This is a genomic window from Streptomyces sp. BoleA5, assembly GCF_000373665.1.
GTDB lineage: Bacteria > Actinomycetota > Actinomycetes > Streptomycetales > Streptomycetaceae > Actinacidiphila.
The window spans coordinates 711,215-736,279 of record NZ_KB892091.1 but is presented as its reverse complement, the minus strand read 5'-3'; the positions used below and the strand labels follow the sequence as shown (position 1 = coordinate 736,279).

Sequence of the window (25,065 nt, the reverse complement as noted above, 5' to 3'; positions counted from 1 at the left end):
CTCCCCGCCGGTCGCAAGCCGGGGAACTGGCACGCGATCTCACCGGCTTCCGCCACGCGCATCGTGCGAGCGACCCCGGAGGTGCGTCGGTGGAAAGCGTCTTCCTGGCCTCCACGCCACCATGCCCCTGCCCGCACGGGCAGAACTACGTGGTCCCCCATTGCGACGAGCACCCGATCCAGTTCACCCACGCTTCGGGCGGTTTCGAGGGGACCTACTTCAACTTCGGCATGCGACGCGAGTCCCGGCGCGCGGGCGGCTCGGCCGACCTGCTCGTCCGTGAACTCCTCGACGCGGGCATCGTGGGCCGCGACACCCCGCGGTACGACGCGGACCCCGCCTTCAACGCCGACGGCACCCACACCGTGCGCATCATCGCCGCTCATTTCGGGCCGCCCTCACCGCCTCTCACGCTCTCGCAACCCGGGTGAGGACGAGGAGCGGAGCATGGCGAGGGTGCGCAGTCCGCGGGCGAGGACCTCGGGATCGTCGTGCGCGGCGCCGTACTGGATGCCCGAGACGGCGTCGAGGGCGCTGTCCACGGCCAGGCGTTCCTCCTCCAGCGGCGTGAGCCGGCGCCCGTAGCCGGTCAGGAAGGCCTCGTGCAGGTCCGGCCGGCCGGTCCAGGCGTCGGAGAGCCGTACGAGGTCCCGGAGAGCCGGTTGCGGCTCGCTGCGCTCGAAGTCGATCACGGCGAGCCGGCCGGACCACAGCAGGTTGCGCAACTGGAAGTCGCCGTGCGTGGGGACCAGGTCGAGGGCGGGAAGGCCGGCTGACCGGGCCGCCAGAGCCCGGACGAACTCCTCGTCCCCCGGGCCCAGGTGGGCACGGGCGCCGTCCAGGTGCCGGTCCAGCCTGCGCACGGCAGGCTGCCCTTCGCCCGCGGAAGGGGTGCGGGGCGGCGTGCTGCCGTGTACGGCGGCGGCGAGCGCGCCGATGCGGACGAAGACGGCTCGTTCCTCCTCCGGGGTGCGGAGCACACCGTCGCCGAGGGGGCGGCCGGGGACGGCGGTGACGACGACCGCCGGCAGCCGTTCGTCGGCCGCGACCAGGCGCGGTGCGGCATTTCCCAGGGCAGGCACCCACGTCCGGTAGGCGGTCACCTCCCGGCCGTGGAAGCGGTCGTTCTGGTGGACCTTGACGTACCTGACGAGGCCGTCCGCACCGTCGGCCCGCCACACCCGGCTGCCCTCACGGGGCCAGGACGCGTCCGTCCAGCGCGCGATCGGGCCGACCGCGCGCTCCGCGAAGCGGCGCACCGCGGATCCCGGGCCGCCCGGTGCGGAGTTCACGCCCAACCCGACTCGGTGTAGGCGCGGCCCGCCCGGATGCCCTCGATCGCGGCCCGGGTGTACGGCACGAGGCGTTCGGGGAGGGCGTCCGGGTGCCACCAGCGCCAGGACAGGCACTTGTCGGGCTCACGGACCACCGGTTCGCCCTGCCAGCGACGTACCCGGAAGACCAGTTGCATCCGGGGCCGGCCGCCCGCCGCGTCCAGGAGGTGCACGGCGTGCGCGAACTCTGCGTCCTGCGGGCTGATCCGCAGGCCCGCCTCCTCGTCCGCCTCCCGGACCAGGCACGCCACGGCGCTCTCCCGTTCGCAGTGCCCGGCCGGGAAGTGCCACTCACCGCCGGCGAACGCGGAGTCGGGGTGGCGCAGCCCCAGCAGGACCTCGCCGGCGGGGTTCTCCAGGTACAGGTGCGCGCCGACGATGTGCAGCTCGCTCCGGCCGCCCGCCACCGTGCCGGCGCCGGGCGCGGCGGCCGGGCCGGCGTGCCGGCGGACGAGCTCCAGGGTCGAGTGGCCCAGCCGGAGCCGCGGCATGACCTCGGGCCGGAACCACCGGAGCATGACGCCTCCGGTGAGTTCCAGGGCGTCCGGGTCGCCGTTCCAGCGGGCGGTGAACACCTGGACCGGGAGGAACGACCCTTCCTGGTCGTGGACGAGTTCCACCGCGAAGGCGCGCAGCGCCGGCAGGTCGAGCCCCGCATCCTCGCGCAGTTCACGGCGGGCCGTCGCCTCCAGGGACACGTCGTGCGGTTCACGGCCGCCGCCGGGCAGCGACCACGTGCCGGGGTTCCGGATGCCGGGACCGCGGTCCCGCAGGTGCAGGAGGTACTCGCCGCGGTCGTTGTGGACGAGCACCGAGGCGTTGCGGGGTTCTGCGGCCGGTTCAGCGGCGTGGACCGAGGTCAAGCGAGCCTCCAGGGCGGTTCCGGGGACGTGCGGTCACCAAGGTCAACGATCGGGGACGTCCGACGGCAGGCCCGTTCCGGCCTTTCTGCGCGCACCCCCCCCGCGGACCGCTGGGACAAGTCCGTGGGGGTGGCACCAACTCGCTGCTTCACCAGCTAAGTTGTGTGCAGATCAGATCGCGTATTCGAGTCCCCAGGGGATGGCCATGACCAGCGGCAGCGAAGCTCCCAACGACTACGACTCCGCCGAGCAGCTCCGCAGGCGGATCGACACCACCAAGGCGCATCCGGCGCGCGTGTACGACGTCTTCCTCGGCGGCAAGGACAACTACCCCGTCGACCGCGAGGCGGCCGCGGCCGCGCTGGCCGCCAATCCCCGCGGCTATTTGGACGTGCGGCACAACCGGGACTTCCTGCGCCGCGCGGTGAACCACATCGCGGGCGAGACCGGCATCCGCCAGTTCCTCGACATCGGCACCGGGCTGCCCACGCAGGAGAACGTGCACCAGATCGCCCAGCGCATCGTCCCCGACGCGCGCGTGGTGTACGTCGACAACGACCCGGTCGTCCTGGCTCACGCGCGGGCGCTGCTGACCAGCGGACCGAAGGGCCGGACCGACTACATCGACGCGGACCTGCACGACCCCGCCGCGATCCTGCGCGCGGCGGCCGGCACGCTGGACCTCACCGAGCCCGTCGCGCTCGTGCTCGTCGCCGTCCTGCACTTCGTCGAGGACGACGAGGCCTACGGCATCGTCAAGCACCTCGTCGACGCGCTGCCCTCGGGAAGCCACCTCGTGCTCAGCCACCTCACCTCCGACCTCAACGCGGAGCAGATCGCCAAGGTCGCCAAGACCTACCAGGACCGCGGCTTCTCCTTCGTGCTCCGCGAGCACGCCGAGGTGCTGCGCTTCGTCACGGACAACGGCCTGGAGATCGTGGAGCCCGGCCTCGTCCCGGTGCACCACTGGCGCCCGGACGACGCCGACGACACCCTCGCCGCCCATGCCGACGCCTCCCCGGAGTTCGTCGAGGGCCTCGAGGACATCGACAAGATCCGCTACCGGAGCATCACCGACGTCACCGACGCGGACATCAACGTCTACGCCGTGGTGGCGCGCAAGCCCTGACGCCGCGGCGCCCGGCGCCGCCTTCCCGGAAGGGGACGCGGCGGCGTGCGTCAGCCGCGGCGGTAGATCGTGATCGAGTGCCCCACCTCGTCGATCGGCTCGCTGCCGGCGATGAGTTCGGCCAGTCGGCCCTCTGCCTTGGCGACCGAGGAGTCCGACACCACGAGCAGCCCGTGCACCCGGTCCTCGGGTACCTTGCGCGGGTCGGCGGCGTCGATGCCGTAGTGGGCGGGGACTCCGCTGCCCTTGTAGACCAGCCACACCCGCTCCCCGGGATACCTCTCACGGAGCCGGTCGGCGAGAAGGCCCAGGTCCTGGCCCCAGTCGACGTTGGAGTCGTGCAGGCGCAGATGGGTCTTCGACGTGCCGCCGAATGCCTCGTTGGAGTACTGCAGGTAGTACGGGAAGGTCCGCAGCGAACTGACGGCGACGAAGGCGACGAGCGCCGCCGCGGCCACGTCCGCCCACCGGCGCCGCAGGGCGGTGACACAGGCCGCCGCGACCGCCCCGAACACCGGCAGGAAGACCACGTAGCGGACGCCGAAGTCCCGCGATCCGGTCATGGCGGCCGCCGTCAGCACGGCGGCGGGGACGAGCAGATACGGCGCGGCGGCGCGCAGCCGGGGAACGGCGCGCAGCCGGGGAACGGCGAGCAGCGCGGCCGTGCCGGCGAGCCACAGGGCGAGCATGCCGAGCGGGGTCTTCACCAGCACCGCGGCGGGCAGGTAGTACCAGAGCGCCCCGCTGTAGTGACGGCCGAAGAGGAAGCCCTCGAACGTCGAGTCCTCGAAACCGAACTGGACCGCCATCCCGTCCGCGTACGCCCGGGGGAGCGGGAGGGCGTCCACGGCCAGGGCCCGCAGGCCGTGCAGGTCCGGCAGGGTGTCCGGCGCCGTCCAGCGCAGCCGCGGGTCGACGGCCAGGTAGGCCGCCCACACCACGGCGACGGCGACGAGCCCGACCACGCCCGCCGCGACCGCGGCGCGCCGCAGCGACCGTGCGGTGCCGGGCCGCTCCGTCCCCCGCCCGTCCGCGTGCCGTACCGACAGCGCGGCCAGGAGCAGCAGGACCGGCACCGCGGGGAGCGCGCTCATCCGCGTGGCGAGCGCCGCGCCCAACGCCGCCCCGGCGAGCGGCAGATGGAGCCGGGGACGCTCGCGGGCCCGCCACAGCGCCCACACCGACGTCAGCAGGAAACCGGCGGCCGGGACGTCGAGGGTGGCGAGCGAGCCGTGCGCGATCACGTCCGGGGAGAACGCGTACAGGGCGAGCGCGAGCAGCCCCCCGAGGGGCCCGGTGAGATCGCGCGCGAAGGCGAGCACCACCAGTCCGAACAGCAGCGTCAGTGCGATCATCGGCAGCCGGGCCGCCAGCATCAGGCGCCAGGGATCGTTGCCGGACTCGTACAGGACGCTGCGCCCGAGCTCCGTCTGGTCGCCCTCGAAGGCCGGGTCGAGGCGCGGGTGGGCGAAGGCCAGGCCGCCGGCGATGACCAGCTTCCCGAGCGGCGGGTGTTCGGGGTTGAACCGCAGGCTGTGCTCCCGCAGATAGACCGTCGCGGTGCCCACGTACACCGGCTCGTCGATGGTGGGCGTCTGCCGGACGGCCGTCGTGACCATCGCGAACGCCATCTGCGCGAGGAACGCCAGCACGGCCAGGACGTAGAGCGTGCTGCGGTGCCGCGCGGGAACCGGGAGGCGGCGCACCGGCACCGTGACGACGGCGGCGGGTGTCGCCGGATCGGGGGACACCGCGGCGGGCGAGGGCCGTTCCTGCGTCATGGTGCGCTTACCCCGTCGCGTGTCCCTGTGGCGCCGTGTCCCCGCGCCGACGCCCTGCGGGTGGGCGCCGCGGGACAGACTAGCCCCGCCGTCGCCCCCACGCGCGGGGTTGGGGCTGTTGCGCGGGACGCGTGCGGGACGCCGTACCGTGGGCTCATGGCAGTCCCCGAGCTGATCCGCATCGTCTCCCGCTCCTCCCCGATGGCGCTGGCCCAGGTCGAGCGCGTTCGCGCGGAACTGGCCGCGCTCAACCCCGGCATCCGGACCGAGGTCGTGCCCGTCACCACGTCCGGTGACCGCTGGATGGGCGACCTCGCCCGGCTCGGCGGCAAGGGCGCGTTCACCAAGGAGGTGGACGCCGCACTCCTGGAGGGCCGGGCCGACCTGGCCGTTCACTGCGTCAAGGACGTCCCCGCCGACCGTCCGCTGCCCGCCGGTACGGTCTTCGCCGCGTTCCTGAAGCGGGACGACATCCGCGACGCGCTGGTGCACCCCGGTGGGCTCACGCTCGACCGGCTCCCTCCCGGCACGCGCATCGGCACCTCGTCCGTGCGCCGCATCGCGCAGATCATGGCCTCGCACCCGCACCTGACCTGCGTCCCCATGCGGGGCAACGCCAACCGGCGGCTGGAGAAGCTCGCGGCGGGCGACGCGGACGCGCTGCTCCTGGCCGTGTCGGGGCTGGAGCGCATCGGCAGGACCGACGTCATCAGCGAGGTGCTGCCCGTGGAGACGATGATCCCGCCGATCGGTGCCGGCGTCCTGGCCCTGCAGTGCCGGGAGGGCGACGCCCAGACGATCGACGTCGTGAGCGACCTCGGCGACCCGGCCGCGCACCGGGAGACCATGGCCGAGCGGATGTTCCTGCACGTCCTTCAGGGCCACTGCAACAGCCCGATCGCCGGCTACGCCCGCGCCGAACGCGACGGCAGGCTCTCGCTGCGGGCCCGGGTCTTCTCACCGGACGGCAAGACCGTCCTCGACGCCCACGAGTGGGCCGGCCCCCTGGATCCCGCCACCCTCGGGACGTCGGTCGCGGTGGCACTGCTGCGGCAGGGTGCCCGCGAGCTGATCGACAGCATCGGGCACTGACGGGACCCGGGGCGGCTCTTGACCCCGCGGCGGCGCCGGGGAGACTGGTGGGCGCCGCCGGCCGACAACTGCCGGCCGCCGTCCGTCACCGCCCTGGGAGAGCCGATTGTCCCGCCGCCACCCCCGCGTGCTCGTCTGCACCCGTACCACCGCCTACCGGCACGACTCGATCCCCGACGGGGTCAGGGCCCTCACCGAACTGGGGGAGCAGCAAGGCTTCCGGGTGGACGCCACCGAACGGCCCGAGGACTTCGAGGGGACGCGCCTGCGCCCGTACGACGCCGTGGTGTTCCTCTCCACCAGCGGGGAGGTGCTCGGCGACGCGGGCCGGGCCGCCCTCGCGGCGCACCACGCGGACGGCGCGGGGTTCATGGGCGTGCACGCCGCGGCCTGCACCGAGTACGACTGGCCGTACTACGGGGAGCTGCTGGGCGCGCGCTTCACAGGGCATCCGCCCCTGCAGAAGGGCACGGTCCTGGTCGAGGACGCCGCCCATCCGGCCACCGCGCACCTGGGCGGGGCCTGGAAGGTCACCGACGAGTGGTACGACTTCGACCGCAGCCCCCGCCCCGGGGTGCGGGTCCTGGCCTCCGCCGACGAGTCCTCGTACACGGGTGGCTCGATGGGCGCCGACCATCCGCTGGTCTGGTGCCACGAGTACGGCGGAGGGCCCGTCTTCTACACGGCGCTGGGCCACTCCGCGGAGGCCTACCAGGACGCCGCCTTCCGGGCCCACCTGCTGGGCGGGCTCCGGTCGGTGCTGCCCGGGGCGGCGGACTGAGCGGGGCCTTCGTGCCCGCGCTCAGAGGCGCCGCAGCACGGCGACCACCTTGCCCAGGATGACCGCCTCCTCGCCGGGGATGGGGTCGTAGGCCGGGTTGTGCGGCATGAGCCAGACCCGGTCGCCCTCGTGCTTGAGCCGCTTGACGGTGGCCTCGCCGTCGATCATCGCGGCCACGATGTCGCCGTGGTCGGCCGCGTCCTGACTGCGCACCGTGACCCAGTCGCCGTCGCAGATCGCGACACCCGTCATGGAGTCGCCGACCACCTTGAGGGCGAACAGCTCGCCGGCGCCGACGATCTGCCGGGGGAGCACGAAGACCTCGTCGACCTGCTCCTCGGCGAGGATCGGCGTACCGGCCGCGATGCGGCCGATCACCGGCACCCGCGCGGACGGCGAGGCGCTGACGGGCTGCGCGCCCGGCTCGGCGTCGTGCTGCGAGGGCCAGGAGCACCGCACGCGGTAGGCGCGCGGGCGGTGCGGATCCTGTTCGATGACGCCCTTGCGCTGCAGCACCGCCAGTTGGTGCGCGACCGAGGAGGTGCTGGCCAGGCCCACGGCCTCACCGATCTCGCGCATCGAGGGCGGGAATCCGCGGTTCTCCACCGAGCTCAGGATCGCCTCGACGATGCGGGTCTGACGGTTGGTCAGCCCGTCCGGGCCGGGATTGTCCGAGCCCTGCGGACGCCCACGGCGCACTGTCGTAGTGGTGGGCTCCATGCCCCGTCCCTCCCTGTGCGGATCTCGCTGCGATACGTAACGTTACCCTGCTCCAGGACGCTTTTGGAACGCGTGTGCGAAATTCAGTGAAGATCCGTGCGCACGCCGCGCGGAACGGGCGGGGATCGCGGGCTGATTTCGCTGTCACGAACCGAGCGGCCGCCCGGTCGGCTATTGGGGGTCGTATGTTCGAGGGCCGGAGCGGAATGGGGCGGGAATCGGACCGGAATGCGGCCGCAATTCCCCGGCCCCGGCGGGGACATCCGCCCGGCGACCCGTACGGCGATGGCAAGCCCGGAATCACGGGGACCGGGCTCGGGGACGGCGTGCCCCCCGGCCCGGAGGAAATCGCCCTCTGTGTAGGCTGGAACGGCTGGCAGGGCAGATGTGACGGTGGAGGAAAACGCGACGATGCAGCCAGGGGACGCGGAGCGCGACGGTTCGCTCGACGAGGCCGCGGCGGTGTTCACGGCCCTGCGCCCCCGATTGTTCGGCATCGCGTACCGGATGCTCGGCAGCGCCGCGGAGGCCGAGGACGTCGTCCAGGACGTCTGGCTCAAATGGCAGGCAACGGACCGCGACGCGGTGGAGAACCCGACCGCGTTCCTGACCACCGCGACGACCCGGCTGGCCATCAACGTCACCCAGTCCGCCCGCGTCCGGCGCGAAGGCTATGTCGGGCCCTGGCTCCCCGAACCGGTCGACACCCGCTCCGACCCCGCGCTGGGCGCCGAACGCGGCGAGGCGGTGGAGATCGCGGTGCTGCTCCTGCTGGAGCGGCTGACGCCCACCGAGCGGGCGGCATACGTGCTGCGCGAGGCGTTCGACTACCCGTACCGCGAGATCGCCGGCGTACTCGACCTGAGCGAGGCCAACTCCCGTCAACTGGTCAGCCGCGCCCGCAAGCACATCGCCGCCGGGCGGCGCGAGCAGGTGGGCACGGCGGAGCACCGCCGCCTCCTCGAGGCGTTCGTGGCGGCCGCCCGGGCGGGCGACATGGCCGGCCTGGAGAAGCTGCTCGCCACGGACGTGGTGAACTACGGCGACGGTGGCGGCGCCGTGCGCAACGCCGCCAAGGTCCCCGTTTTCGGCAGTGCCAAGGTGGCGCGGTTCATCACCGCCTTCGCCCCGCGCTTCTGGCTCGACACGGACGTGGTGTGGGTCGAGGCGAACGGGCAGACCGCGGCACTCGTCATCCACGCCGGCACGCCGATGGCCCTGCTGAGCATCACCGCCTCCGAGCGGGGCATCGACCAGCTGATGTGGGTGCTGAACCCGGCGAAGCTGACGGGCTTCAGCTCCGTGGCGGCGGGCCCGGCCGAGCCGTCCGCGTAGGCCCGGCCCGGGTCGTACCGGGAGCCGACGCGTCAGGCGTCGGCGGCGGTCCGGCCGGGGGCGACGTCCCCCGCGCGCAGCAGGCGGAGGAAGGCCTTGAGGCCCGTGATGATCTCCTCGTTGTCCGTGAGCCGGTCGATCGTGGCCTCGAACTCCCGCGCCAGCGCGGTGATCCGGCGGTCGGCGTCCTCGGCCCGCTCGTACACCGAGACACCCAGCGCGTCGACCGTCCGCCGCAGTTCGGCCAGGGCCCGGTACTGCTCCTCGGCCTTGCCCTCGAGGACCTTGACGCCGTTGTCCGTGCGCTCGACGCGCTGCTTCAGCGCCAGGACGTCGTCCCGCGGATGGGTGACGTCCTTCAGCAGGGTGCCCAGCCGTCTCCGCAGCTGTCCGAACCACGCGCCCGCCGGACGGAACACCGTGCTCAGGAGGAAGAATCCGGCGATCCAGTACCCCGCGCCGCGGCCGGACGCCACCGTTGCCGCCACCACCCCGGCCGCCGTGAGCAGATGACCCGCCAGGGCGACCCATAGCATCGTCCGGGCGATCCGCGCGGCCTCGGCGTCCCGTGCCTGAGGGACCGTCAGCCCCTTCTCCCGGCTCACGGCGATCTCGGCCAGCACCGACCGTGCCCGGAAGTAGACGTTCCACGGCACCGTGAGCAGGACGAGCAGCCACAGCAGGCACAGCACCCCGGCTCCCGTACCCAGGACCACGGGCAGCGGCGCGCCCACCGCGTAGACCAAGGCCAGCGCACCCGCCGTCACCGCCGACGCCAGCGCCGCGCCCAGGAATCTCCCCATGCCCGCCTCCACCCCCCCCATCCGAGCTCTCGTCGCCTTCATCGTCCCGCCCGGTCGGGGCCCGGGCATGAGTACGGCTACTCACTCCGCCTCCGTCCCGGTGCGGTGCCGGAGGGACCGGTGGGATGGAATCGGCGCGGTTCCAGGCCCCTTTCCGTGGCCGGAGGACACCGGAGGTCGGAAATAGGGGCGCGCTCAGCGGGGCAGGGTGATCGTGCGGTGGACGACGTACCCGTCGAGCCCGGCCGTCCCCTACCGGCCCGTCGCGGTCCCGTTGACGGCCACGGCGCCCGTGCGCAGCCGGCGCGCGACGGCGACGGCGTGTTCGGGGTCGGCCGACCAGACGCCGCCTGGCAGGCGGTACTCGGAGTCGTTGTCCAGCCGCACGGCGTCGTCGTCCCCGTCGTGGGCGATGACCGTGAGGACCGGGCCGGAGATCTCGTCCTGGGCGATGCGCATGCGGTGGTCGACGTCCGCGAGGACCGTCGGGGTCACGTAGTAGCCCTGCTCCAGACCGGCGGGGACCCGGGAACCGCCCGTCACCAGGCGAGCGCCCTCCTCTGCACCGAGGTCGATGTACGACATCAGGCGTTCCCGCCGCTCACCGCCGGCCATCGGCCCGATCGAGGTGTCCGGATCGGCCGGGTCGCCCACCTTCAGGGATCCCACGGCCTCCGCGACCGCCGCGACGACCTCCCGGGGGATGAGCGCGGCGACGACGCCGACGGCCTCGCGCCGCACGATGGTGTCGAACGCCGGGGAGGGGTCGCGGGAACGGACGGTCTCCTCCCAGCCCTGCTCCTCGGCGGCCTTCACAGGCGTCGACCCGCCGCGTGAGGGAGGCCTGCTCCGCGTCCGCGAACCGGCGGGGCGTCCCCGTCGCGGCGGACACCCGCGCCGCGGCCTCCGCCGCGCGTTCCTCGCGCAGCCCGTTCACGCGGCGGATCACCTCCTGCCGCTCCTCGGGGTCCATGTGCAGCCACGGCCCGCTGTTGAAGGCCGCGCGCGCCGTCGCGACGGCGACGTCGGCGTCGCCCGGTGCGGCCTGCGCGGCGCGCCCGAGCAGGGAGCGGTCGTGCGGGGAGCGGGCGGGCGCCCGCCGCCGGCCCTGCTCAGCGCGGCCCGGGCCGGCGCAGCCCCGTCGGCCGGTCGCCATGGACGGGCGGCCCGCTCGGGCGGGTGCGGCAGTCCTTCCTCCGCGCATGGCGGCTCCCCGAACCCGCCGGACCGCCGCGACCCGGGCGGCCGGGTCCGGTGACCCGAGCAGGTGCCGATATGCCACTTACGGAATTTTTCACGGGAAACATTCCGTAAGAGATGATTCGTCACTTGTTCGATCTGCCGGGCGCCGCGCGGGAAGTCACGCGCGAAAGCCGCGCCCACCGGTCTCCCGTGGGCGCGGCTTCCGCTTCCGTGAGGTGCGCCGCCGAAACGCTGGTCGCAGGCCTGTGGTTGCCGGTGGCCGGACGTTCGGACGGCGCCGGGTGCCGGTCGTGGACCGGTGCCCGGTGGGGGGTCTTACCGGCCGCCGCCGCCACCGCCGTGGCCGCCGCCGCCACCGCCGTGGCCGCCGCCACCGCCGCCGTAGCCGCCACCGCCGCCGCCGTAGCCGCCACCGCCGCCGCCGTGGCCGCCGCCGCCCCAGCCGCCGCCGTGGTCGCCGTAGCCGCCCCAGCCGCCCCAGCCGCCGTAGCCGCGGTCGTAACCGCCGTAGCCGCCGCCGTAGCCGCCACCACCGTGACCGCCACCGCCGCCGCCGCCGTGGCCGCCGCCACCGCCGCCACCGCCGCCGTGTTCTGCGTAACTGACTGCTGCTGAGGCCGGTGAGCTCGTCGGTGCCGCGACGGCCGTTGAGGCCGCACCCCCAAGGGCGAGCGCAAGGCCTGCCACTGCGGCGAGGGGCCACTTGGAAATACGCATGAGAACTCTCCTAGCCAGGTCGGGTTCCTGGGCGTGGACACGGTTCAAGGGCAACTACGCCGGACAGTCCGGTCGGCGCCCCACCCCCCGCTGCGGATTGTGAGTCCCACAGTCAAGTGGTGATGTTCGAAATGTTGCCTTTGCCACTATTCGTCCACGTCCCCCACGCTCCGACCGCCAGGTCGTGACGTCAAGGAGCGAGCCTGGTAGTGCCACTACCAGGCTCAGGGGGGAAGCGCCGGAACCGGGGGCGTCAGCCGCTCGGCGAGTCGTCGTCGAAGGGCTCGTCGCTCCACCGGAACCAGGCCTGGTCGTCCTCGATGTGCAGCAGGAACTCGGCCACGGGCCCCGAGGGCGAGCACAGCGTCACCGCGCGCGCACCTCGCCGTAGGCCGACTCCCACGCGGCCCAGGGCTCGTCCTCATCGGCCGGTGCGGTCATCGCGGCCTGCATCAGTGCGAGTTCCCGGGCGAACAGCGGCCCGACCCGGGCGAAGACGGGGGCGGGAGCGAACCGCCCCGACAGCCACGGGAAGCCGGCCTCCTCGACCGTGATCTCCCAGACGGGTTCCCCGTCGCTCAGCACCCGCCAGGTCTCGCCCACGAACCCCATCGTGTCCTCACCAGCCCTCCGTGGCCCTCAGGGCCCCCTATGCGCCCGCCTGCTGCGGCTCCTCGTGCAGCGCGGAGTCGGCCGCGCCCCGGGTGAAACCGGTGAACGACACGCGCAGGCCGGCGCGTTCGGGGGAGCAGCAGAACGGTCCCGCGGTGGCGACGGCGTCCGGGGCGAGCGGGGCCAGCCGGACCAGCCGCCAGGGGCCGTCGTCGCGGCGTGCGCGGATCGTGACCGCGTCCCCGGAGCGGCTGGCGCGCACGGTGACGGAGTGCCCGGCCCAGTCGGGCACCGGCGCCAGAGACCAGTCCGACACCCCGCGGGTGACGACCGCGCCGAGGTGCGGCACACCGTCGGACATCTCGATCCCGGCCTTGACCCAGGTCTCCGCGTCGACGCGGATCATGAGCCCGGCCTGGTCGTACAGCGTGTCGAAGTCCGCGCGGAAGGTCACCTCCGTCGACGAGTCCGCCGGGAACGCGGCGAGCAGCGCATGCCCGTCGTCGCGGACGAAGCCGTAAGCGGTGGTGCGCCAGAAGTCGCTGCGGTCGCGGGTGGTCACCAGCATCCCCGATCCGTCCGCCTCCGCGTGCTGCGGGGCGTTGAGCCACGTGGCCTCGTCCCAGTCGACCGGGCGCTGCTCGTTCATGGTCCGTCCTTCCGGTGGGACGGGCCCGCGGACACGTTGCCGCGGGCCGCCTCTGGCGTGGGGCGGGCCCAGCGTAGATCAGCGTTCCGGCCGCGGAACACACGGGCGGGGCGCGGCCGCGGCTCATTCCCGCTCGGGGGTGGAGGGCGGCACCCTCGTGGACGGACCGGGCTCGGGGCCGCCGGACAGCGCCGACGGGGCGTCGACCGTCTGCGGTCCGTGCGACAGGACGATGCCCGCACGCTCCCGCCGCACGGTGATCAACGCGGCGTCGTCGCCGAGCCGTCCGCCGCAATAGGCGAGGAGGTCCTCGCGTACGTGCCGCACCAGGTCCTCCGGGGTCTCGCGACCCCGCCAGGACGCGACGCGCTCGGCGAGGGGGTAGAAGCGGCCGGACCCGTCACGGGCCTCGGTGACGCCGTCGGTGTACAGCAGCAGGATGTCGCCGGGAGCGAAGGGGAAGGTGTCCACGCCCGGGTGCGAGGGCTGCAGCAGCCCCAGACCGATGGGCGGCGCCGGCTGGCTGGGGTCGAGCGGCGTCAGGCCGTCGGCGGCCAGCCGGAGCGGGGGCGGGTGGCCGCAGTTGAGGATGCGTACCTCGGGACGGTCGTCGGGGAAGTCCACCAGGATCGCGGTGATGAACGACTCGACCGCGGCGTCCTCCTGCAGGCCGTCACCGCCGGCCTGCGCGGCCTTCCAGGACACCGTGGCCTCCAAGTGCGCGTACAGCGCGGGCAGCGGCGGAGCGCGGTAGGCGACGCTGCGGAACGCTCCGAGCAGCAGGGAGGCGTCGCCGATCGCGGGCAGGCCCTTGCCCCGGACGTCCCCGATGAGCAGCCGGGTGCCGCCGGGCGTGCGCACCGCCGCGTACAGGTCGCCGCCGATCCGGGCCTGGTCCTCGGCGGCCTGGTAGTCGCAGGCGAGCCGCAACGGGCCGATGAGCTCCGGCAGCGGCTGCAGGACGACCTGCTGCGCTGCCTCCGCCACCGAGCGCACCTGCTGCAGCTCGGCCTGGTGGCGTTCGCGCAGCCTGACGAAGACCACGGTGAAGGCGGAGACGAGGACCAGCGCGATGATCTCGCTCTGGCGGTACGAGGTGGTGATGGTGCCGTCGGCCACCGACACCACGGTGAGCGCCGCCACCGCGAGCCCCCCGATGAGGGCGGTGAGCCGGAGCCCGCCGAACGACGCGGTCAGCGCCGGCGCCACCACCAGGAGCGGGCCCAGGTGGCCCTCCGTGGGGATCAGCAGATCGCTGATGACGATCGCCACGATCAGCAGAACCGGGACCGCGATCAGGGCGGGATTCCGCTCCGCGGACCAGTAGGTGCCTGCGCGTGGTGCAAGACGCATACCTCTTGCTTACACCTCTCCCGCCGACCCCGCCCGTGGCGGAACTCCGGCCGGTACGGGCAGCAGCAGGGCCGTCACGTTGTCGTGGCCGCCCGCGTCGAGCGCGTACCCGACCAGCGAACGCGCGCCGTCCAGCGGCCCCCCGCCGAGCCCGGAGGCGGGTGCGGCGGCCAGCCGGTCGCGCAGGGCCTCGGCACCGGGGAGGTACCGCCACAGCCCGTCGGTGCACAGCAGGAGGCGGCCCGGGACGGACGGCCGGCCGCTGCGCACCCGCGGCGCCGGCTCGCCGCTCCCGGCGCCCAGCCAGCCGGTCAGGGCGTCCAGTTCACCGGTGTCGTCGTCGGTCAGCGCGATGGCCAGGCCCTCGTCCGGCAGCCAGTACGCCCGGCTGTCGCCGATCCAGGCGCACCACAGGCCGCCCGGACCGGTGACGCCCGCGACGAAGGTGCAGGCCGGTGCCTCGTCCGGAGAGACGGCGAGCGCGGCGACCGCGCGTCCCGCTCGGCGGGTGGCGTCCTCGAGCGCGATCTCCGGCGCGGTCCCGGAGAGCAGCGCCGGCGCCAGCGCGCCCGAGGCGACCTCGGCGGCGAGCCGGGCGGCCCGTTCGGACCGGGGCGACATGGACACCCCGTCGCACACCACGCCGATCGTCCACGCGCCGGCCGTGGTCACGGCCATCGCGTCGGCGTTCACCTCGCGCCGCTTCCCCCGGTCGCTGACGCCCGCCGCACCGCCCGCGATGGCCTCCACCCGCGACCGGAACGCCGGCTGCGCGACGCCGCAGTCCCAGCAGTGACCGTCCGGGGCCACCGTCCCACCGCACCGCGCGCACCCGGGCGCGCCCCCCTGCCGTCCGTCCATGGGAGGACCCTACGAGGGCCGTACGGTACGAGGAAGGGCTGGTGGGGCCGGGGTCAGGACGGCGCGTGGCGCAGCGGCGCCAGGGCCTGGCTCCAGGCCACGACCTCGTCGAGGACGACGCCCAGCTCGCCCGCCCGGCGCGGACCGGGCTCGAAGCGGCTCATGTCGGCGAAGTCCCGGAAGAGGGAGAGCGCCACCTGCGCACGGACGGTGGCCACCCGCAGCTCGGCCATCACCAGCCGCAGGTGCTCCACGGCGCGGGTGCCGCCGGCGCTGCCGTACGCCACGAACCCGGCGGCCTTGTTGTTCCACTCCGCGAAGAGGTAGTCGACGGCGTTCTTCAGCGCCCCCGGGATCGAGTGGTTGTACTCGGCCGTCACGAAGACATAGCCGTCGAAGGAGGCGATCTTCTCGGCCCACGCGAAGGTGTGCGGGCGGCTGTACCGGCCCATCGACGGCGGCACCGGCTCGTCGAGCAGTGGGAGGGCGTAGTCGGCGACGTCGACCAGTTCGTACTCGGCGTCGTCGCGGAGCGCGGCGTTCTCGTACACCCACTGGGCGACGCCCTCCCCGATGCGCCCGGGGCGTGTGCTGCCGAGGATGACGGCGATCCTGGTCATGGTGCGGCTCCTGGACGGTCCTGTTTCCGGGTGGCCGGGCGGTACGCCGGAATCGGCGGACCGGCGCCTGAGGCACCTTCCATGGGTGCCCGCCGGCCAACCCGGCCGGGCCCGGGGTTCACCCGATCGCCGTCGGAGCGGGGGAGTGACGCGCCTCAGCGGACCCGGGGCTCCAGGGAGATGCGGACCGTGATGCGCTTGCCCACCGGCTGGCGCTGCACCTCGTAGCCCTCGCACAGCGCGAGGATGATCTCCAGACCGTGCTGGCCGATCCGCCCCGGCTCGGCCGCGCGGGCCAGGGGGAGGGTGCTGCTGGTGTCCCACACGGACACCAGCAGCGTCGCCGTGTCGACGTCCACCTCGAGGTCCAGCAGACCGGGGCCGGGAGCGTACTTGCAGGTGTTGGTGACCAGCTCGCTGACGACGAGCTGCGCGGTCTCGACCGTCTCGACCGGTACCGGCACGCCGTGCTCGCCCTGGACGCGGGCGAGGAACCCGGCGGCGAAGCGCCGGGCCGCGGAGATCGCCTCGGAGTCCCCCTCGTGCGCGAATCCCGCGTGGATACAGGGCCAGTCGGCCAGGTGGGCGGTGCGGCCGTCCAGCCTCGGTTCCATGGTGGTGCCTTTCGTACTGCTTCCCCGGCCGGCCGCGCTCAGATGCGGCCAGCCGTCCGTCTACCCCGTATTCCGCGTATGACGCTCATCCGCTTCCGGCCATGCTCACCGGCGGGGCAGTTTGGTGACGGTGTCCAGGTAGAAGGCGTCGATGCTGTGCACGGCCCGCTCGAAATCGTCGAGGTTGACGGGCTTGGTGACGTACGCGTTGGCGTGCTGCCGGTAGGCGCCGGTCACGTCGTCGGGCGCCGCGGAGGTGGTGAGGACGACCACGGGGATCGCGCGCAGCTCCTCGTCGCTCTTGAGGATCGCCAGCAGTTCGTGGCCGTTCATCCGGGGCATGTTCAGATCGAGGACGATCAGGTCGGGGCGCCGGTTCGCCGGGTCGCGCAGGTACTCCAGTGCGGCGAGGCCGTCCTCGACCTGGGTGAGGTTGCGGGCGCCGCGCTCTGCGAGGGCGTCGCCGATGAGCATGGCGTCCGCGGGGTCGTCCTCGACCAGCAGCACGTCGTGGGGGCGGGCTGGGGCGATCATCATCATTGGCTCCGGGTCCGGTCGGTGCGCCGCGGGGGACGGTGGGGGGTGTCGCTGGTCACCAGGCCGGGCCAGCGGCGGCGGGCGCCCTGGCGGCTGATGTTGCAGGGTCGGCCGATCTGGGGGTATCCGGCACCTGCGGCGGCCGCCTGCTCGGCCGCGAGGTTCTCCAGGTGTGCGATCGCCTGCTGGAGGAGGTTGAGCATGTGCAGGTACGCCAGGGCCTCCCCGCGTGCTTGGGTACCGTCGATGTCGGCGGCGGTCCCGGGAACGGTCAGCGGGCGGAGGGCATGACGTGCAAGGCGCCGGGCGAGGTCGTCGACCGTGCCGATCGCCAGTGCGGCGAGTTCTTCCTCCGGCGGTCGCGGAGCGAAGTGGGTGCCAGGCATGGCCCCCACCTTAGGACCTGCCGAAACGTACGACAACAAGTGTTGTCGCGCGCCCGTTACAGTGGGGACCGCCCTCGGGCATCCGACGGCGGCGAGGCAAGCGGAGGGCGTTCAGCGTGGCAACGGGCGAGACGATCGTGCAGGCGGCCGGCGACCCGGAGGCGGCGTACGTCCCGGTCGACGACCGCGGCCCGGGCCGACTGTCGGCGTGGACGACCCGACGGTGGCTCCGCGTCGGCGTGAGCGTCGCCCTCGCGGTCCTCGCCGCGCTGGGCGCGCTCGGGACATGGGCGCTGGACCGCAGTACCTCGCTCACCGACCAGTTGGTGGACCAGCGGTCCCCGGCCCTGGTCAACGCCATCCGCCTGGAGGCCGCGCTGGTGAACCAGGAGACCGGTGTCCGCGGATACGGGCTGAGCGGGCAACGGCAGTTCCTCGATCCGTACACGCAGGGCCTGGCGGACGAGCGGACCGCCCTGGACCGGCTGCGTCCCCTCGTCCGGAACGACGCGCGGGCCCGCGCCGACCTCGACGGCGTCGTGGACGCGGCCGCCGCCTGGCAGGGGCTCATCGCCCGGCCGGTCGCCGCCGCCGCCGCCACGCCGGGGAAGCCGGTGCCGCTCGCCATCGCGCGGGCCGACGAGGGCAGGGCCGCCTTCGACCGGGTCCGCGACGCCCTGACCGGCCAGCAGGAGCACCTGCGGCAGGCACGCGTCACCGCCGGCACCCAGCTCGACGCCGCCGTGCGGCTGCGCAACGGGGTGTTCACCGCCATCGCCGTGGTCATCGTGCTGCTGGCCGTGCTCGTCTTCGAGGGGCTGCGGCGCGGCATCAACGGGCCCCTGGAACGGCTGGGCACCGAGGTCCGGCAGGTGACGCGCGGCCGCTTCGACAAGGCCATCACCGCGACCGGCCCCGCCGACCTGCGGCGGCTGGGAGGGGACGTGGAGGCCATGCGGCGCAGGCTCGCGGAGGAGCTCTCCTTCGCCGAGCGGGCGCGGGAACAGCTCGACGAGCAGTCCGCCGAGCTGAAGCGCTCCAACGCCGAACTGGAGCAGTTCGCCTACGTCGCCTCGCACGACCTCCAGGAGCCGCTGCGCAAGGTGTCGAGCTTCACCCAGCTCCTGCAGCGCCGGTACGGGGACCAACTGGACGAGCGCGCCGACCAGTACATCGCGTTCGCCGTCGACGGCGCGAACCGCATGCAGACCCTCATCAACGACCTGCTGGCCTTCTCCCGGGTGGGCCGGGTCCACAACCAGCAGAGCACCGTGGACCTCGAGCGGATCGCCGAAGCGACGCAGGACGCGCTGAGCGTGGCCGTGGAGGAGTCCGGCGCCCGGATCACCCGCGACCCGCTGCCCACGGTCGTCGGCGACTCCACGCAACTGGGTATGCTCTGGCAGAACCTGATCTCCAACGCGGTGAAGTTCCGCCACCCCGATCGGGAACCCCGGATCCATGTCGGGGCCCGGCGCGACGGCGACCTGTGGCGGTTCTCCGTCTCGGACAACGGCATCGGCATCGACCCCGAGTTCGCCGAGAAGATCTTCGTGATCTTCCAGCGGCTGCACACCAAGGACGCCTACCCGGGCAACGGCATCGGGCTCGCCATGTGCAAGAAGATCGTCGAGTTCCACGGCGGTGCCATCGCCATCGACCCGGAGTACGGCCCCGGTGCCCGGATCACCTTCACCCTCCCCGCGCAGCCGGCGGAGCCCGAGCCCGAGACCGGTCACGAGGCCGCGTCCGAGACCGGTCATGCGCCCGAGACGGCGCCCGAGGCGACCGCGGCGGACGCCGACGGGGCCACGCCGGAGCCGCGACCGTGACGACACCCCTCACCCCGCTCGCACCCGTGGCGCACCACCGGATCCTGCTCGTCGAGGACGACGCCGGCGACGCCCTGCTGGTGACCGAACTGCTCGCCGACACTTCGCTGCGGTACACGCTCGTCTGGCACAAGACCCTCGCCGACGCCTGCTTCGAGCTGTCGCAGCGGGCCGCCGACTGCGTCCTGCTCGACCTGCACCTGCCCGACGCCGCGGGCCTCGGCGCCGTCGCCGAGATCCAGCGCGCCGACCCGAACACGGCCGTCATCGTGCTGACCGGTCTGGCGGAGGGGCAGGCGGGTTCCGAGGCCCTCGCCACCGGAGCCCAGGACTACCTCGTCAAGGGCAAGGTCGAGCCGGAACTCCTGCAGCGGGCCGTCCGCTACGCCGTCCAGCGCAAGCAGGTCGAACGGGCCGGCGCCGACCTGCAGGCCGGCAGGCTGCGGGCGCAGGAGAACGCACGCCTCGAACGGGGCCTGCTGCCGCAGCCGCTGCTGACCACCCCCGCCGTGACCGCCACCAGCCGCTACCTCCCCGGACGCGAGAGCGCCCTGCTGGGCGGCGACTTCCTCGACGTGGTGCAGACCGACGACGGGCGGGTCCACGCCGTGATCGGCGACGTCAGCGGTCACGGGCCGGACGCCGCGGCACTCGGCGTCTGCCTGCGCATCGCCTGGCGGGCGCTGACCCTGGGCGGTCACCGCGGCCCGGAACTCCTGCGTCTGCTGGAGCGGATGCTCGTCGCGGAACGTTCGCACCCCGACCTGTTCACCACGTGCACCCTGCTCACGCTGGACTTCGCCGCGCGGCGGGCGACGGTGCACCTGGCCGGGCACCACGAGCCCCTGCTGACCACCGGCGGTGTGACGCGGCCGGCCGAAGCGGCCCACGGTGTCGCCCTGGGCATCGCGCCCGGCCTGGACCAGTGGCCCGCCACGGTCCTCGACCTGCCGGAGCGCGGCACCCTGACCCTCTACACCGACGGCCTCATCGAAGGCCACGCGGGCCCGGGCCGTGAGCGGCTCGGCTCGGAGGGGCTGCTGCGCCTGCTGGGCGGCACCTCCGTGGCGGGGCCCGACGCCCACCTCGACGCGCTCATCGGGCAGGTCCGCGAGCTCAACGAGGAACGCCACACGGACGACCTTGCGGTGCTGCGCCTGGACTGGGACACGTCGGCGCCCGGTGCGGCCGTGCCGGGCGGCGGTTCAGACGACTCGGCGGTGAGCGGCCGGGGTCGCTGACTCCAGGCGCTCCAGGAGCAGTCCCTCACGTGTGGACCACGGGCAGATCTCCACGCTCTCCACCCCGCACATCTCCATCAGGGTCTCGGCCACCAGCGCCCCCGCCAGGGACTGACCGGCGCGGTGCCGTGAGATGCCCGGGAGCTTGGCGCGCCCCGCCGGGCCGTTCGCGGCCAGGACGGGCACGATCTCCCGCACCTGCTGCAGCGACAGACGGTCCAGGCCCTCGTCGGACGTACCGCGGGCGGCCGCGAGCCGCGCCAGCTGGGTGAACGTCTTCGACGAGGCCAGGACCCGGCCGTCGCGCGGCGCCCGGGGCAGGGCGTCGCCCAGCTCGGCGACGGACGCACGCAGCCGGTCTCGGACCTCGTGCAGCCGTCGCTTGGAGGTGACGGCTTCGACCAGGTCCCAACGGCGGTTGACGGCACGGGCTCCGAGGCGGAGCGAGTGGACCGCGCGCGGCTGCTCCCCGGTACCGTCGGCGATCTCGACCGTGCCGCCCCCGATGTCCAGGACCAGCAGCGGCATTCCGTCCTCCCCGGCCCACCGGCGGGCGGCCACGTAGGCCAGCCGGGCCTCCTCCTCGCCCGACATCACCCGCAGCCGCGTGCCGGTGGTCCGGGCGACCTGTGCGATGACCTCGTCACGGTTCGGCGCGTCCCGGATGACGGAGGTGGCGAAGGCGTACACCGAGGGCAGCGAACGCCCTTCGTCCGCCGCCAGGGTCCGGGCCACCGCGTGCTGGACGCTGCGCACGCCCGAGCGGTCGAGCCGTCCCGTCGCGTCGAGCGTCTCGTGCAGCCGCAGCCGCACCTTCCGCGCCAGGACGGGTTCCAGCGGCGAGTCCTCCCGCCGCTCCACGACCGTGAGCAGGGCGCTGTGGCACCCGACGTCGAGCACTCCCGTTCTGCGGACCTTCCGTTGGGCCTTCAATCCTTGCCTCCACCCCGTATCGGCACCGCACTGTCCTCGTTCCCCGGATCGACGGCTGTTCCTCCCGGGAACGGGCGGCGCGCCGTCCCATTCACGGCCCGGCGCGCCGCCAAGTCAAGATCTTTTGACGAGATAGTAGCGGAGAGCACACAGGCGCTCACGGCTCTCGACGTGCCGTCCGGGTCGGCGGAGGGGCACCTCGGTGCCCCGCGGGGTTCCCACCGGGGTCCGTCCGCGCGCCGCCGCACGCCGCCGGGCGCCCCGCCGTCGGCGCCCGGAGCGCCCGCCCGGGGGCGGTCCGTTGCGGCAGGGGACGTACAGATGCGAGGACCCGGCGTAAAAACGCCCTGCATCGGGTAAAGAGGGCTCCGAGGCCGTCTCCGGCAGGAGGCGACCTCGGGTCACGCAGTCGGCGTGGCTCTTCAGCTGGCACGTGAAGGATGGACGCGGTGGCGACAGGCGTCGTGAAGTGGTTCAACTCGGAAAAGGGCTTCGGCTTCATCGCACAGGACGGAGGTGGCCCCGATGTGTTCGCGCACTACTCGAACATCGCCGGCAACGGCTACCGCGAACTGGTCGAGGGTGAGGCCGTGACGTTCGACGTCACCCAGGGACAGAAGGGGCCGCAGGCGGAGAACATCATCCGCAACTGACGGTCCGCGACGGGGTGGCCGGGTCGTCGCCGGCGGCGCTCACACGCTGCCGGGGAGGCCCGGCCACCCCGTCCCCGTCTCCGGCCCCGCCCCGCTCCCGCAGGACCCCGCCGTCGGACCCGCGCCCGGGGCGAGGACACTGGGCCGGTATGACGCACTGGTACGAGCGACGCGACGTCGAGGACGGCCTCGTCCGCATCAGCGAGCCGCACGCCCACGAGATCGTGAGGGCCAACGTGTGGTGGTTGCAGGGCTCCGAGCGCGACCTCGTCGTCGACGCCGGCCTCGGGGTGGTGCCGCTGCGCCGGGAGGTCCCGGAGATCCTCGCGCGGGACCCGCTGCTGGTCCTCACCCATGCGCATCTCGACCACGTGGGCGGAGCCCGCGAGTTCCCCGAGCGCGCAGCCCACACCGCGGACGCCGCCGCCCTCGCGCGGGGCGTGCCGGCCAGCCTCGACGGGCCCGAACTCGCGGAACGGATCGGCACCGAGGACGTGGGCGCGTCTTTCCCGGACCTCCTCCTGGACGCCCTGCCCGACCCCGGATACGACCCCGGCGGCTACGGCATCGGCCCGGTGACCCTCAGCCGCACCCTGAGCGGGGACGAGCGGATCGACCTCGGCGGCCGCGTCCTCACCGTCCTCCATCTGCCCGGCCACACGCCCGGGTCCGTCGCCCTCCTCGAAGAGCGCACCGGGACGCTGTACTCCGGTGACGCCGTCTACGACGGGTACCTGATCGACGACCTGCCCGAGTCCGACGTGGCCGACTACCGGCGCACCGCGGCCTTCCTCGCCGGCCTCGACGTCCGCGTCGTCCACCCCGGCCACGGGCGGAGCTTCGGCCGCGACCGGCTGCGCGAGGTGACGGAGCGCTACCTGCGCCGCAGCGCGCCCGCGGACGGCGCCTGAGCGGGCGCCGGTGTGCCGAGGGCGCTCCCGGCGCTCGGCCCCGGGGACCGGGGTTCAGGGCAGTCGCAGGGTGACGTACGCGATGGTGTCCCCGGGCAGCACATAGCGTTCGACCTCGACGAAGCCCCGCGCCCCGGCGAAGCGCAACCCCTCGGAGTTGGACGCGAGGACGACCGTCTCGACCGCCGCCGCGCCCATCTCGCGCGCCCGGTCCATCCCCCGGGTGTAGAGCGCCGTGCCGAAGCCCTGCTCCCGGTGGCCGGGCAGCACCCGGGCGATGACCGTGGCCGTGGCGTCCTCGGCGGTGGGCGGGCGCACGGTCGTGCAGCCCACGACGGCGTCGCCCAGGTAGGCGACCTCCAGATGGTTGCGCCGCGAGCGCTCGCGCACGTCGTCGAGGGAGAGCGGGCCGGTGGGGATGACCGTGTTGTGGACGAACCGCCAGTCCTCGAGCATGGCGTCGCCATGGGGCCGTTCGATGCGAAGGGTCGACATCGCAGCAGAAAACCGGTGCGCGGCGTGCGTCGTCAACCGCATTTACGGGCCCCCGACCAGGTCCCGACCAGGCCCGCGGCCCGGCCCCCGGCTCGCCTCCCCGGCCACGCCGGCCGCCGCGCTCCGACGCGTCGCGCGGGCCGGTGGGTGAGCGCAGCGGTTAGCGTGGGCCGGGAGCCGGAGGAGACCGCTGGTGCAGACCATCCTTGCCGTGCTGTTCGCGCTGCTCGCGGCGGTCAGCAACGCGCTGGCCACCGTGCTGCAGCGCTACGCCGCCCGCACGGTTCCGCTCTCGGCGGGGCTGCGGCCGGCCCTCATGGGCGAACTGCTGCGCAAGCCCGTCTGGCTGGCCGGGTTCGGCGCCGTGGTGGCGGCCGCCGCGTTCCAGGCCCTGGCGCTGCTGAACGGCGCGCTCTCGCTCGTCCAGCCGCTGTTCGTCCTGGAGTTGCCCTTCGCCCTGTTCATCGGCGGTTTCGTGCTGCACCGCCGGCTCCCGCCGCGCGGCTGGGCCGCCGTGGCGGCCATGGTGGCCGGGCTGGGTGTGGGGCTGTGGGCCGCCTCGCCCGGCGCCGGGGTGGACCGGCCGGGTATCGGTACGTGGATGTTGGCGCTGTCCGGCTGTGTCGCCGCCGTCCTGGTGCTCGTCCTCATCGCCGTCCGGCGCCCGGAGGGCCGGGTGCGCGCCGCCTGCTTCGGCCTCTCGGCGGCCGTCTGCTACGCGCTCACCGCCGGCCTGCTCAAGGACGCCACGCAGCTGTGGGACAGCGACGGGGCGGCCGCCTTCTTCACCGCGTGGCAGACGTACGGCTTCGCCCTCGTCGGGGTCGCGGCCGTCTTCCTGCTGGAGAACGCCATGCAGTCCGGCCCCCTGGTGGCCTCCCAGCCCGCGCTGACGCTCGGGGACGCGACCGTGAGCCTCGTGCTGGGTGTGACGGTGTTCGAGGAGGACCTGCGGGGAGGCTGGTGGTTGCTTCCCATGCTGCTGGGGGCGCTGCTCGTGGTGGCGGGGGCGTTCGTTCTCGTCCGCGTCCCGTTCGTGCGTACGCTGGTGGCGCCCGACGCGCCCCGCTGAGCGGCACCACGCGGGCGCGAGGCGTTCACCCGCGCCGGGAACCCGCGATTTCGGCCATGCCCCTGTCAAGCGGCCCGCCGGGCTCTGGGTCACCGAGACCACCCGGGCGGGCGTGCCGGAGGCCATGCGCGCCAGGCGCTTCCTCGCCACCCGCTTCTCCGGGCTGCGGCTGGACGCCACCGCGGGCGGCGTCCAGATGGGCGGCGTCCTGTCGCTCGCGTCCGGCCACGTCCGCTTCGCCGTGGACCTCGAACGCGGCCCCGACTGGCTGGGCAAGCCCCTGGACTTCCAGGTGCCCCGCCCCGATTCCGGCGCGCCGCCCGTGGCCGAGGTCGTCCCGGCCACGTCCGGCAGCCTGGCCGAGTTCACCGTCCCGCTCGACGTCGAGGACGGCGCCCGCGTGGTGCCGCGCATCTCGACCCGTCGCAGCCCAACGGGCAGCCCGGGCCGGCCGGACACCCCTGCAACGACCTGGGTGCCGCCTACTCCGCCGAGCTGGTGGCCGGCGCCCTGACGGCGCGGGTTCCGTAACGGCTCG

At 73.8% G+C, this 25,065-nt stretch carries 28 protein-coding genes and 1 pseudogene; 11 read left to right on the top strand and 18 right to left on the bottom strand.

The genetic code is table 11. The features are described 5' to 3' along the window. Positions 1 to 89: 89 nt before the first annotated feature. Positions 90 to 431 (top strand): hypothetical protein, encoded by a 342-nt coding sequence (locus tag B085_RS0107245; RefSeq protein ID WP_018557903.1) that lies wholly within the window; start codon positions 90 to 92, stop codon positions 429 to 431. Here the strand turns inward: B085_RS0107245 and B085_RS0107240 are convergent. Then, positions 399 to 1,292: a phosphotransferase family protein gene (locus tag B085_RS0107240; protein ID WP_018557902.1), complete on the bottom strand. Its 894-nt coding sequence runs from the start codon at positions 1,290 to 1,292 to the stop codon at positions 399 to 401. The genes B085_RS0107245 and B085_RS0107240 overlap by 33 nt on opposite strands. Beyond that, positions 1,289 to 2,197 carry an NUDIX hydrolase gene (locus B085_RS0107235; protein WP_018557901.1) on the bottom strand — a complete coding sequence of 303 codons (909 nt, stop codon included), beginning with the start codon at positions 2,195 to 2,197 and terminating at the stop codon, positions 1,289 to 1,291. Before B085_RS0107235 ends, B085_RS0107240 begins: the two co-directional genes overlap by 4 nt. Positions 2,198 to 2,402: 205 nt before the next feature. Here B085_RS0107235 and B085_RS0107230 point away from each other — a divergent pair, with 205 nt between their 5' ends. Beyond that, positions 2,403 to 3,326: an SAM-dependent methyltransferase gene (locus tag B085_RS0107230; RefSeq protein WP_018557900.1), complete on the top strand. Its 924-nt coding sequence runs from the start codon at positions 2,403 to 2,405 to the stop codon at positions 3,324 to 3,326. A 50-nt stretch (positions 3,327 to 3,376) separates the two neighbouring features. Here B085_RS0107230 and B085_RS0107225 read toward each other — a convergent pair whose 3' ends face one another. Further along, complete coding sequence (locus tag B085_RS0107225) at positions 3,377 to 5,107, bottom strand: phospholipid carrier-dependent glycosyltransferase (protein ID WP_018557899.1); 1,731 nt, start codon at positions 5,105 to 5,107, stop codon at positions 3,377 to 3,379. 156 nt (positions 5,108 to 5,263) lie between these two features. Here B085_RS0107225 and hemC point away from each other — a divergent pair, with 156 nt between their 5' ends. Further along, the gene (gene hemC, locus B085_RS0107220; protein ID WP_018557898.1) at positions 5,264 to 6,199 is read left to right on the top strand and encodes a hydroxymethylbilane synthase; all 936 of its coding nucleotides are present in this window, start codon (positions 5,264 to 5,266) and stop codon (positions 6,197 to 6,199) included. 106 nt (positions 6,200 to 6,305) lie between these two features. Beyond that, positions 6,306 to 6,980, top strand: a complete 675-nt coding sequence (locus tag B085_RS0107215; protein ID WP_018557897.1) for a ThuA domain-containing protein — start codon at positions 6,306 to 6,308, stop codon at positions 6,978 to 6,980. Positions 6,981 to 7,001: 21 nt separating this feature from the next. Here the strand turns inward: B085_RS0107215 and lexA are convergent, their stop codons facing one another. Then, complete coding sequence (gene lexA, locus B085_RS41620) at positions 7,002 to 7,700, bottom strand: transcriptional repressor LexA (protein ID WP_078619785.1); 699 nt, start codon at positions 7,698 to 7,700, stop codon at positions 7,002 to 7,004. A gap of 411 nt (positions 7,701 to 8,111) precedes the next feature. On the opposite strand from lexA, the gene B085_RS0107205 reads away from it, so the two are divergent. Further along, positions 8,112 to 9,035, top strand: coding sequence for an RNA polymerase sigma-70 factor (locus B085_RS0107205; RefSeq protein ID WP_018557895.1), 924 nt, complete (start codon positions 8,112 to 8,114; stop codon positions 9,033 to 9,035). Positions 9,036 to 9,067: 32 nt separating this feature from the next. Here the strand turns inward: B085_RS0107205 and B085_RS0107200 are convergent, their stop codons facing one another. From B085_RS0107200 to B085_RS0107150, 12 genes and pseudogenes are all read right to left on the bottom strand, one after another. Continuing rightward, positions 9,068 to 9,838: a hypothetical protein gene (locus tag B085_RS0107200; protein ID WP_018557894.1), complete on the bottom strand. Its 771-nt coding sequence runs from the start codon at positions 9,836 to 9,838 to the stop codon at positions 9,068 to 9,070. A 252-nt stretch (positions 9,839 to 10,090) separates the two neighbouring features. Further along, positions 10,091 to 10,654, bottom strand: a complete 564-nt coding sequence (locus B085_RS50545; RefSeq protein WP_018557893.1) for an aldehyde dehydrogenase family protein — start codon at positions 10,652 to 10,654, stop codon at positions 10,091 to 10,093. A 79-nt stretch (positions 10,655 to 10,733) separates the two neighbouring features. Then, positions 10,734 to 10,994, bottom strand: a pseudogene (locus tag B085_RS50540) (aldehyde dehydrogenase family protein); the annotation flags it as partial. Between the two features lie 362 nt (positions 10,995 to 11,356). After that, positions 11,357 to 11,758, bottom strand: a complete 402-nt coding sequence (locus tag B085_RS48490) for a hypothetical protein (protein ID WP_106434841.1) — start codon at positions 11,756 to 11,758, stop codon at positions 11,357 to 11,359. Between the two features lie 366 nt (positions 11,759 to 12,124). Further along, positions 12,125 to 12,361 (bottom strand): hypothetical protein, encoded by a 237-nt coding sequence (locus tag B085_RS41605; protein ID WP_324603856.1) that lies wholly within the window; start codon positions 12,359 to 12,361, stop codon positions 12,125 to 12,127. A gap of 46 nt (positions 12,362 to 12,407) precedes the next feature. Further along, a complete protein-coding gene (locus B085_RS0107180) occupies positions 12,408 to 13,019 on the bottom strand; it encodes a DUF1349 domain-containing protein (RefSeq protein ID WP_018557889.1) in 612 nt (203 codons plus the stop codon). Positions 13,020 to 13,142: 123 nt separating this feature from the next. After that, positions 13,143 to 14,372 carry a PP2C family protein-serine/threonine phosphatase gene (locus B085_RS0107175; RefSeq protein WP_018557888.1) on the bottom strand — a complete coding sequence of 410 codons (1,230 nt, stop codon included), beginning with the start codon at positions 14,370 to 14,372 and terminating at the stop codon, positions 13,143 to 13,145. Between the two features lie 9 nt (positions 14,373 to 14,381). Next, the gene (locus B085_RS0107170; protein WP_106434840.1) at positions 14,382 to 15,233 is read right to left on the bottom strand and encodes a PP2C family protein-serine/threonine phosphatase; all 852 of its coding nucleotides are present in this window, start codon (positions 15,231 to 15,233) and stop codon (positions 14,382 to 14,384) included. A gap of 53 nt (positions 15,234 to 15,286) precedes the next feature. Further along, positions 15,287 to 15,853 (bottom strand): NADPH-dependent FMN reductase, encoded by a 567-nt coding sequence (locus tag B085_RS0107165; RefSeq protein ID WP_018557886.1) that lies wholly within the window; start codon positions 15,851 to 15,853, stop codon positions 15,287 to 15,289. Between the two features lie 155 nt (positions 15,854 to 16,008). Further along, positions 16,009 to 16,467 carry an ATP-binding protein gene (locus tag B085_RS0107160; RefSeq protein WP_018557885.1) on the bottom strand — a complete coding sequence of 153 codons (459 nt, stop codon included), beginning with the start codon at positions 16,465 to 16,467 and terminating at the stop codon, positions 16,009 to 16,011. A 105-nt stretch (positions 16,468 to 16,572) separates the two neighbouring features. Continuing rightward, entirely contained in the window at positions 16,573 to 17,004 is a 432-nt protein-coding gene (locus tag B085_RS0107155; RefSeq protein WP_037731260.1) for a response regulator, read from the bottom strand. After that, positions 17,004 to 17,390: a hypothetical protein gene (locus tag B085_RS0107150; RefSeq protein WP_086020675.1), complete on the bottom strand. Its 387-nt coding sequence runs from the start codon at positions 17,388 to 17,390 to the stop codon at positions 17,004 to 17,006. The genes B085_RS0107155 and B085_RS0107150 overlap by 1 nt, the downstream gene beginning before the upstream one ends. 116 nt (positions 17,391 to 17,506) lie before the next feature. Between B085_RS0107150 and B085_RS48065 the strand changes: the two genes are divergently transcribed. Both B085_RS48065 and B085_RS48060 read left to right on the top strand, forming a co-directional pair. Beyond that, positions 17,507 to 19,222, top strand: a complete 1,716-nt coding sequence (locus B085_RS48065) for an ATP-binding protein (protein ID WP_018557884.1) — start codon at positions 17,507 to 17,509, stop codon at positions 19,220 to 19,222. Then, positions 19,219 to 20,463 (top strand): PP2C family protein-serine/threonine phosphatase, encoded by a 1,245-nt coding sequence (locus tag B085_RS48060; protein WP_018557883.1) that lies wholly within the window; start codon positions 19,219 to 19,221, stop codon positions 20,461 to 20,463. The genes B085_RS48065 and B085_RS48060 overlap by 4 nt, the downstream gene beginning before the upstream one ends. Here the strand turns inward: B085_RS48060 and B085_RS0107135 are convergent. Further along, positions 20,428 to 21,396: a Ppx/GppA phosphatase family protein gene (locus B085_RS0107135; RefSeq protein ID WP_202470447.1), complete on the bottom strand. Its 969-nt coding sequence runs from the start codon at positions 21,394 to 21,396 to the stop codon at positions 20,428 to 20,430. The genes B085_RS48060 and B085_RS0107135 overlap by 36 nt on opposite strands. 449 nt (positions 21,397 to 21,845) lie before the next feature. Here B085_RS0107135 and B085_RS0107130 point away from each other — a divergent pair, with 449 nt between their 5' ends. Both B085_RS0107130 and B085_RS0107125 read left to right on the top strand, forming a co-directional pair. Then, the gene (locus tag B085_RS0107130) at positions 21,846 to 22,049 is read left to right on the top strand and encodes a cold-shock protein (RefSeq protein ID WP_018557881.1); all 204 of its coding nucleotides are present in this window, start codon (positions 21,846 to 21,848) and stop codon (positions 22,047 to 22,049) included. Positions 22,050 to 22,198: 149 nt separating this feature from the next. After that, the gene (locus B085_RS0107125; protein ID WP_018557880.1) at positions 22,199 to 22,960 is read left to right on the top strand and encodes an MBL fold metallo-hydrolase; all 762 of its coding nucleotides are present in this window, start codon (positions 22,199 to 22,201) and stop codon (positions 22,958 to 22,960) included. Positions 22,961 to 23,014: 54 nt separating this feature from the next. On the opposite strand, the gene B085_RS0107120 is transcribed toward B085_RS0107125, so the two are convergent. Then, positions 23,015 to 23,455, bottom strand: coding sequence for a GNAT family N-acetyltransferase (locus tag B085_RS0107120; protein WP_018557879.1), 441 nt, complete (start codon positions 23,453 to 23,455; stop codon positions 23,015 to 23,017). A 193-nt stretch (positions 23,456 to 23,648) separates the two neighbouring features. Between B085_RS0107120 and B085_RS0107115 the strand changes: the two genes are divergently transcribed. Both B085_RS0107115 and B085_RS0107110 read left to right on the top strand, forming a co-directional pair. Then, complete coding sequence (locus tag B085_RS0107115; RefSeq protein WP_018557878.1) at positions 23,649 to 24,527, top strand: DMT family transporter; 879 nt, start codon at positions 23,649 to 23,651, stop codon at positions 24,525 to 24,527. 124 nt (positions 24,528 to 24,651) lie between these two features. After that, a complete protein-coding gene (locus tag B085_RS0107110) occupies positions 24,652 to 25,041 on the top strand; it encodes a hypothetical protein (protein WP_018557877.1) in 390 nt (129 codons plus the stop codon). Positions 25,042 to 25,065 lie beyond the last annotated feature (24 nt).

Excerpts from the sequence above, each read along its gene's own strand:
- B085_RS0107230 (WP_018557900.1), top strand. The coding sequence starts at position 2,403 with ATGACCAGCGGCAGCGAAGCTCCCAACGACTACGACTCCGCCGAGCAG.
- B085_RS0107225 (WP_018557899.1), bottom strand. The coding sequence starts at position 5,107 with ATGACGCAGGAACGGCCCTCGCCCGCCGCGGTGTCCCCCGATCCGGCG.
- hemC (WP_018557898.1), top strand. The coding sequence starts at position 5,264 with ATGGCAGTCCCCGAGCTGATCCGCATCGTCTCCCGCTCCTCCCCGATG.
- lexA (WP_078619785.1), bottom strand. The coding sequence starts at position 7,700 with ATGGAGCCCACCACTACGACAGTGCGCCGTGGGCGTCCGCAGGGCTCG.
- B085_RS0107205 (WP_018557895.1), top strand. The coding sequence starts at position 8,112 with ATGCAGCCAGGGGACGCGGAGCGCGACGGTTCGCTCGACGAGGCCGCG.
- B085_RS0107200 (WP_018557894.1), bottom strand. The coding sequence starts at position 9,838 with ATGGGGAGATTCCTGGGCGCGGCGCTGGCGTCGGCGGTGACGGCGGGT.
- B085_RS48490 (WP_106434841.1), bottom strand. The coding sequence starts at position 11,758 with ATGCGTATTTCCAAGTGGCCCCTCGCCGCAGTGGCAGGCCTTGCGCTC.
- B085_RS0107180 (WP_018557889.1), bottom strand. The coding sequence starts at position 13,019 with ATGAACGAGCAGCGCCCGGTCGACTGGGACGAGGCCACGTGGCTCAAC.
- B085_RS0107175 (WP_018557888.1), bottom strand. The coding sequence starts at position 14,372 with ATGCGTCTTGCACCACGCGCAGGCACCTACTGGTCCGCGGAGCGGAAT.
- B085_RS0107170 (WP_106434840.1), bottom strand. The coding sequence starts at position 15,233 with ATGGACGGACGGCAGGGGGGCGCGCCCGGGTGCGCGCGGTGCGGTGGG.
- B085_RS0107165 (WP_018557886.1), bottom strand. The coding sequence starts at position 15,853 with ATGACCAGGATCGCCGTCATCCTCGGCAGCACACGCCCCGGGCGCATC.
- B085_RS0107160 (WP_018557885.1), bottom strand. The coding sequence starts at position 16,467 with ATGGAACCGAGGCTGGACGGCCGCACCGCCCACCTGGCCGACTGGCCC.
- B085_RS0107155 (WP_037731260.1), bottom strand. The coding sequence starts at position 17,004 with ATGATGATCGCCCCAGCCCGCCCCCACGACGTGCTGCTGGTCGAGGAC.
- B085_RS0107150 (WP_086020675.1), bottom strand. The coding sequence starts at position 17,390 with ATGCCTGGCACCCACTTCGCTCCGCGACCGCCGGAGGAAGAACTCGCC.
- B085_RS0107125 (WP_018557880.1), top strand. The coding sequence starts at position 22,199 with ATGACGCACTGGTACGAGCGACGCGACGTCGAGGACGGCCTCGTCCGC.
- B085_RS0107120 (WP_018557879.1), bottom strand. The coding sequence starts at position 23,455 with ATGTCGACCCTTCGCATCGAACGGCCCCATGGCGACGCCATGCTCGAG.
- B085_RS0107110 (WP_018557877.1), top strand. The coding sequence starts at position 24,652 with ATGCGCGCCAGGCGCTTCCTCGCCACCCGCTTCTCCGGGCTGCGGCTG.